This is a genomic window from Candidatus Obscuribacterales bacterium, assembly GCA_036703605.1.
Taxonomy (GTDB): domain Bacteria; phylum Cyanobacteriota; class Cyanobacteriia; order RECH01; family RECH01; genus RECH01.
Map to the genome: position 1 here is coordinate 1 of DATNRH010000532.1, position 6,901 is coordinate 6,901.

At 50.0% G+C, this 6,901-nt stretch carries 7 protein-coding genes; 3 read left to right on the forward strand and 4 right to left on the reverse strand.

All coding sequences use genetic code 11. The annotated features are described in order from the left end of the window. Window positions 1-808, forward strand: an 808-nt coding sequence (locus V6D20_11535) for a DUF2254 domain-containing protein (protein HEY9816416.1), incomplete at its 5' end; no start/stop codon positions are given. Between the two features lie 106 nt (window positions 809-914). Here V6D20_11535 and V6D20_11540 read toward each other — a convergent pair. The 4 genes from V6D20_11540 to V6D20_11555 all read right to left on the reverse strand — a co-directional run bounded on the left by V6D20_11540 (window position 915) and on the right by V6D20_11555 (window position 5,684). Beyond that, complete coding sequence (locus V6D20_11540; GenBank protein HEY9816417.1) at window positions 915-1,589, reverse strand: hypothetical protein; 675 nt, start codon at window positions 1,587-1,589, stop codon at window positions 915-917. Window positions 1,590-2,130: 541 nt separating this feature from the next. Then, entirely contained in the window at window positions 2,131-2,865 is a 735-nt protein-coding gene (locus tag V6D20_11545; GenBank protein HEY9816418.1) for a fatty acid desaturase, read from the reverse strand. Then, window positions 2,855-3,064 (reverse strand): hypothetical protein, encoded by a 210-nt coding sequence (locus V6D20_11550; GenBank protein HEY9816419.1) that lies wholly within the window; start codon window positions 3,062-3,064, stop codon window positions 2,855-2,857. Before V6D20_11550 ends, V6D20_11545 begins: the two co-directional genes overlap by 11 nt. A 310-nt stretch (window positions 3,065-3,374) precedes the next feature. Then, window positions 3,375-5,684, reverse strand: a complete 2,310-nt coding sequence (locus V6D20_11555) for an NACHT domain-containing NTPase (GenBank protein ID HEY9816420.1) — start codon at window positions 5,682-5,684, stop codon at window positions 3,375-3,377. A gap of 242 nt (window positions 5,685-5,926) precedes the next feature. Here V6D20_11555 and V6D20_11560 point away from each other — a divergent pair, with 242 nt between their 5' ends. Continuing rightward, complete coding sequence (locus tag V6D20_11560) at window positions 5,927-6,052, forward strand: hypothetical protein (GenBank protein HEY9816421.1); 126 nt, start codon at window positions 5,927-5,929, stop codon at window positions 6,050-6,052. A gap of 653 nt (window positions 6,053-6,705) precedes the next feature. After that, the coding region (locus V6D20_11565) for a hypothetical protein (GenBank protein ID HEY9816422.1) at window positions 6,706-6,901 on the forward strand (196 nt) is incomplete at its 3' end.

The following is a 6,901-nucleotide window of genomic DNA, read 5'->3' on the forward strand; positions in this document are numbered from 1 at the left end:
TGTCGGCGAAGACTTGGAGAACGCTATCCAGCGGCTGTTTCCTGACACCACTGAGCACAGCTTCATGGCCCAGACAGAAGAAGCGATCGCCATCGATATCCCCACTGATTTTTACCGTCATTCTTATCCTGTCAATGCTAAGGATGACGGCTATCTTCAAGCCATCGACGATGGACAGTTGATGCGGATTGCCACGGAGAATCATCTGATGATTCAAGTGCAGTTGCGCGCCGGTCACTTTGTAGTTCAGGGCCGCGAACTAGTGCGAGTATTCCCGAAAGGTAACGTCAACAAGTCCCTGATATCCGAGATTAATGGAGCCTTTGTGCTCGGATCTAAGCGCACCAACCAGCAAGACTTAGAGTTTTCCATTAATCAACTCGTTGAGATTGCGGTGCGTGCGCTGTCGCCAGGCATTAATGATCCATTTACTGCCGTTCGCTGCATAGACCAAATCAGTGCCACCCTGTGCTATCTGGCCCCACGTGCCATCCCCTCGCCCTACCGCTATGACGACCAAAATCGACTGCGATTGTCGATGGCATGCCTGACGTTTATCGATATTACCGATGCTGCCTTTAACCAAATTCGGCAGAATGGGCGATCGAGCGTGGCGGTGACTATCCGTCTGCTGGAGGCGATCGCAGTCATTGCCTCGTTTACCTACCGATCAGCCGACCGCGCCGCCCTCCGACGCCAGGCTCAGATGATTGAGCGGGGCAGCCAGGATGCGATCGCTGAAGAACTCGATCGCCAGGATATTAAAGTGCAATATTTAGAAGCCATCCGTGCGATCGAGCATATTTAATATCCAATCCCCAATCCCCAAACCATGATGATAGATCATCCATGGCTTGAAGTCCCTCTCCCAGAACGGGAGAGGGATGTAGAGTAAGGGCGATAAGCGGTAGATCCTAAACCCTAGTTGGAGCAGCGTATTTTGAGGTGGTGCGAACGCTACGAGTACCAGTACTGGCACCCAAGAGAGACGAGGCCAAGGCCAACAAAGAGCCAATAAAGAACGACCAGCCTGCCTTTGCAGCATTACCAGCAATATCTCTAGTTTGATCGGCTGTTACATCGGGTGCTGTGTCCGGTAACGTCAGCCCACCCTGCTGAGCCTGAGCAAGGGCATCACCGGCATTAGACGCCACGATACCGAAGGCTCCAGACACGCCAGCAGAGAGCAGCCAAGCACTAATGGCGAGGGTTGTAGCCCACAAAATGGTGGCATTGAGCAAGGCGCTGCTTTTATTCATAGGGCCAGCTGCTCGCGCAGTCACCCAACCACCCATAAACAGGGCAATGAGCAGGCTAACAATCGACCAAATACCCACCGCCGAGCCGACATCGCCAAGGTTCGACCGAGGGGCACCTGAACTGGCAATGGTGGAGAGACCAATGGCAACCCCCAAGGCACTTAGAACAAGTTGAGTGGCGATCGCTGTGAACAAACCAGCAAAAATTGGACCCCAGCGCACGATGTCGTGATAGTCCTGACTTGGGACAACAACAGCAGGCTCAACATAAGTTCCTACGGGCTGACTATTTCGGGGTTGATCGCCGATGGGTTGATTAGAGTACGTCATTGTAATCTCCTAATAGGGTAAAAGCTGAACATGCATTGAATGGTCTAGTGGAAGAGCTCGTCAACATTCTTACTTTTTATTGCTACCGCTTCAAAAGGTCTATATCCACTAAAAAGTTAAGGCTGCTCAAACTATGTTTTAAGCTCTCGAAAGGCTTTCCGTTCACGGGGGCTATGTCAAGCCACAAGCAGAATCGCTAGGCTTAGAAACAGCCATGAAAATCTGTCTGTGAGCCAATCGAAGAGCTAAGTAGATTTAGTGTTTACATGTGTATGGTACAAAGTTAAGCCAAAACAATAAACTATCTTTCGACATAGGCTGAAAGGGTGTTAAATTTTTCCTTATCCCTAGCAGAACTTTGGAAAAAGGGGCTGGGGGATAGAGCTGATTGACGGACAAACCTCCTGCAAGCTTGATTTTCACGTAGGTTGGGTTAGCGTCAGCGTAATCCAACGAAATCTAGTCTAGTAATGGGTTTGACGTTGATCAACCTAGTCTAGGCAAAAAGATTTGTCCGTCAACTAGGGGCTGGGGGATAGAGTTATCTACCTATTTGATGTTGACGTACGGAAGGCAACTTATACCAAGGCAGGTTAGGGTATTCATGATGCTCCCAATGGTAGCCAAAGTGATAGCAGGTTACGAGGGAAATCAGGAGTGGATAATTGCTGCTAACGGCATGGTGCTTGCCCCCAGCAGTCTCTGAGCGATGGGGCAAATACGTGCCGAAAAAAAACAACTGCATGGAGCTGAGCACGATGGGCAAAAACCAGAACAGGAATAGGTTGGCCATAGCAATGTGAAACCCAACGCTCGCGACTAGAGCTATAGCAATGATTTTGAACAGCATGACAGTCCTCTCCTTGTCATCCATATAGCCGTTCATAAATCTCCAATACCAAGGGAAAAAGTTGCGATGCGTGCCATCGTGGAAGTCGGGGTCTTTGGCTTGACCAGGATATCGGTGGTGCTTCCGGTGGTTGCGAGCAAGTTTCTCATAAGACAAGAGAGCATAGAGCGTGACGGCTAGCCGCCCAATGTCATGATTCAGGCGGCGATCGCTTGGCATGAGCACTCCATGAATGGCATCGTGGGCCAAAATAAATAAACCAGTTTGAATATAGGTGCGTCCTAAAATGGCCGGAAAAACCCATAGAACGTTGTACTGACCTAGGTCAATCACTAAGAGCAACCCTAAACTAAACATCCAAAGCAACACAATCACCGAGGCAATTAAAACTCCTGTTAAGGGAGCTGGGGTTGGGTCATACCGCATATAAATCGGCCTCGCTAAGCACTATCGTCGTCTCTCCGCCAACTCTGCCAAAGTCTGGCTCTGGCCCCAGCGACATTTCAACAAGATAGACCCAGGCTTCAGCTTCATAGTTGAAGCTTTTGACAGAACCTTCGCCACCCAAAAAACTGACGTGTTGGGCACGGTAAAAGCTGGGCAATTCGATCGATCCCTTATCCATGAGACAGCCTATATCAGTACAAACCCACGATAATAGATGGATGTTTGATTACTGGATTAAATTAGTTGACCTAATTGGCCCGATGTGAAGATTCAATAGACTGCGGGGTGTTGCTGAACTGAGAGATGACCCTCTAGCTACAGGATCTGAAGCTCCATGCAACATGCTGCGGAATCATACCGCTATTCAGCAACGCCGACTGCGGGTTTTGGTTCAGGCATAGAAATTGCCGCTTCAGACGTGAAAACACAGTCAAGCATGTGGCTTGGTCTGCTGGCAACTTGAGTCTGGTCGCAACGCAGCAAGTTTCTCAATTCCCCCGCCACTCTCGCTCCTCCAACTCCTTCTGAGGCAGCAGCAGCGTCGCTTCAATCTCTTGACGAATGGTTGCGGTCACTTCGCAGTTGCTGTTGAGGCAATCGACCAGCAGTTGGTTGGCGTCGTAGTAGCGCTTGAGCACCTGATCTTGCTCGGGGCTAAATTGCCAGGGGTGGTGAATATTGCGGTATTGGATAATCGTGTTTTTGAGATCCTTCACCCAAGTCGAGTAGTTGTCTTGCCACCAGGCTTGCAGTCGCTCCTGGTTTTGATTAGAGGCGGGCAGTCGCTCTTTAATCTGTTGCAGTGACTTATAAAACCCTGCATCTAAAACGATCATCAGAATGTTGTTGAGCGCTTCGCTACAGGCATGGGCATAGGCAAAATCTTTGCTGTGGTCAACGGCAAACTCCACCAACAGGTTTTCTAAGGCGGCATCTAGAAAAACACCCTGATCGAGGGCACTGGCTAGGGCAAACTGGTCGGCGGATTTAGAAGTTTGGGACAGAGCTAGGTAGAAGGCACGGGTGGTGGCCGGCTTAGGCTCGGGGGGAACGGTCTGAGACTTTTGACTGGCCCACATCAAAAAATCTTGCAGGTGGGGATCTTGGGCCACTAGGGCATCGATCTCCTGCTTCATCAGTTGCACCAAAGAGTCGGCGCTGCGCAGCATGGCCGCAGTCAGCAAAAATACCTCATGCCAGTGGGGATCGGTAATATGGCTGACCAGGCCGCCTAGGGCTTGCTCCAGCGCTCGCAGGTTGTGGGTGGCGACGATTTTGCGCGCCGTCAGATATTCCTGAAACGCTAGATACGAGAAGGAAAAAATGCCCCGCGCCCGCTCGATCAGCAGCCCGTGCTGGGCCTCGATCGCCTTTAGCATAGCCTCGCTTTCGAGCTGGAGTTCTTCGGGTTCGAGGAGGATGCCGGGCAGGTTTTGCAGGTAGTCTTCGATGTACTGCTCGATGGTGCGCTGCTCAAAAAAGTATTGCCCTTGTTCAAAGGTGACAGCGGCCAACTGGCTCAGCAGTTTCATCTTTTGGGGCAGCAAAAACCCTCGATAGGCGTCGTCTCGCTCCACACCCTTGGTCTCATCCCACTTGCCCAGCAGCAGGTCGAGGCCCTGTTTATAAAACGCCGTGCGTTTGGTGGGGAACTTCCCTTCCCCCTGAAACACCCAGCAGGCCAGGTGCAAAAACAGGGGCGTCACCACCAGTTGGCGAAACTGCCAGTTTTCGGGCAAATCCAATTTCTCGACAAACTCCGCCGCCTTTTCCTGTCCCTGGGAGGTGGCAGTTCGGCCCAAGGCCACAAACCACTTTTGAACAAAGGTGGTAATCTGCGCTTCGCTAAAGGAGGCAATTTCTACATCGGTAAAGCCGTGCAGGGTCAGCTTTTTGGCCGCCGTGCGGCACGACGCCACGTACCGATTGCGGTGGTATTTGCCTGAAAAGGTGCGAATTTCTCGAATCACGGCGTTGATGTCCTGATTCAGCACCTCATCCATGCCGTCCATGAGCATCAAGACCCGCCCCTCGGTGAGCAGGGTTTCGAACTGGGCGGGATCGTTGAGCCGAAGGGCTTGGTGAATGTAGTTGAACAGGCTAAAGTCGCCCCGGCGTTTGGATGTTTCGGCAAACTCCCGCAGGGCGATAAAGATGGGTACCTGGTCGGCGGCAAACTCGCCCTGGTTGCACTGCACGGCTAGGTGCTGCAAAAAGGTGGTTTTGCCAATTCCTGGCTTGCCCAGCACCCGCAGCTTGCCGTAGGTTTCTACCGCTTCCACGCCGGGGATCTGAGGCTGATCGATGATCCCCATCCCTATCCGGTTAAAGTTGGCAGGGTCTAAATTGTTGAGGGCATCAATCTCAAGAAACTGCTGGTTGGCAACGGCTTCGAGAATGTTGACATCCACATAGATGTCGTCAATGTTGACAGGGTGCCTGATGTCGAGCAGTTGCAGAATGCCACACCGGTGCTGAATAGTGTCGTAATTCTGCGATCGCACCTCTGCCACTAGGTCATCTACCGTCGGCGGTTGCGAGTCTAATAGTTCTTCCGGATCTAAAAAGTCGGCAGGCGGGTCGGCGGCAATCTCGCGCCAGTTGATGTCTAAAATCTGGCAAACGTCCATAAACACCTGCCGATCCACCGGCCGCCCGGTAAAAAATCGCCAGATCGGCTGCCGGGTTTTGATATTCACCTCTGCAGCCAAATTGTCTTGAGTCCACCCTTTGAGCGCAAATGCGCGTTTAGCCTGTTGAATACCGGTGGGTGAAGCCCGAAGCGATCGCTTGACCATAAAATAAAAAAAGCATCCTAGCAGTATTAGTGAATCAAGTCATGAATTTCTAGCTAGAAGCCCTGAAACTCTCTTGAAACTTTATGTAAAACGTTGCGGAATCATAACTACTTGTTCAGAAACTCTAGAACTCTAACATCATTAAACAGTGAATTTAAACAGCACAAAGACATACTCCTTTGCATCCGCGGTGTCTCGGCGTTTTGATTCTTCACACATCGCTGCCCGCAGGTTGACCCAAATTGCCCACTGCGCAGCGATCGCCCCTCCATCATCACGACCTTCTCACGATTGCCGAAACCACCATGTTTAGCTTGAACTGGATGATTCAGCTCGTCAAGCCCGATAGCTACAAGTTTGAAGCTTAGAGCTAATTTATTCAGTCGCTGAAACTCCCACCTGGCAAAGCTTTCAGGAAAACTGCTTAATGCAGTCCCCGTAACCCAGAACCCTTGATATACAAAGGATACAAGCAGCTTAAGATTTACTTTATAAATCAGCTCTTAATGATGAGATGGAATAAAGAAAACCTGGCTTTTATTTACTTATGTAACAAAGCTTCTTGGATTTGTTGCTCTCCAGCAGAGCGATCGCCACCAACCCGATCACAACCAGCAACGTAACAAATGGGGGCATGGCCTCGTTATGGATCGATCCGCCAAACATATTGACAGACGGCGATCGCCCGTGAGACGAGTGTGGCTTACATCGATTGCTCTTTTATTGCCGATAAAACTTGATGAATAACCGTAGGAAAAGTCATGGCGTTGCTTGCCATAACATATCCCCTTCTAATTCTTATGTTGGTGACCGAAGTTCAAGGTTTAGTGCAGCAGTTCTGAGCTGTATCAATTGTATTCACATAAAAAATTGAGCCGTAAATATACGGATATTTTTAGTTCTTGAGTGATAATGGTCAGGCTAGACAAAAAGTAATAAATGGTACATGGTTAGCATGTGAATGTTAAATTTATTCGATCGATGAATTGCGATCGATGAATTGTCATAGTGTCCGATCATTGTGGATGGGCTTGACAGTCACGGCTTTGCTGTATGGGATGAGTTTGTTTATGTGCGGGATAAATTTAATAGAATGCCTGAAAACTCCTCTCGTCTGGAGTTGAGCGGATCGCGACAATTTACATCTTGGCTAGCCCAACAGCACCTGAGCCTAGCCTTCACAACCTATCAAGCCGGAAAAGTATTTTGGATTGGGC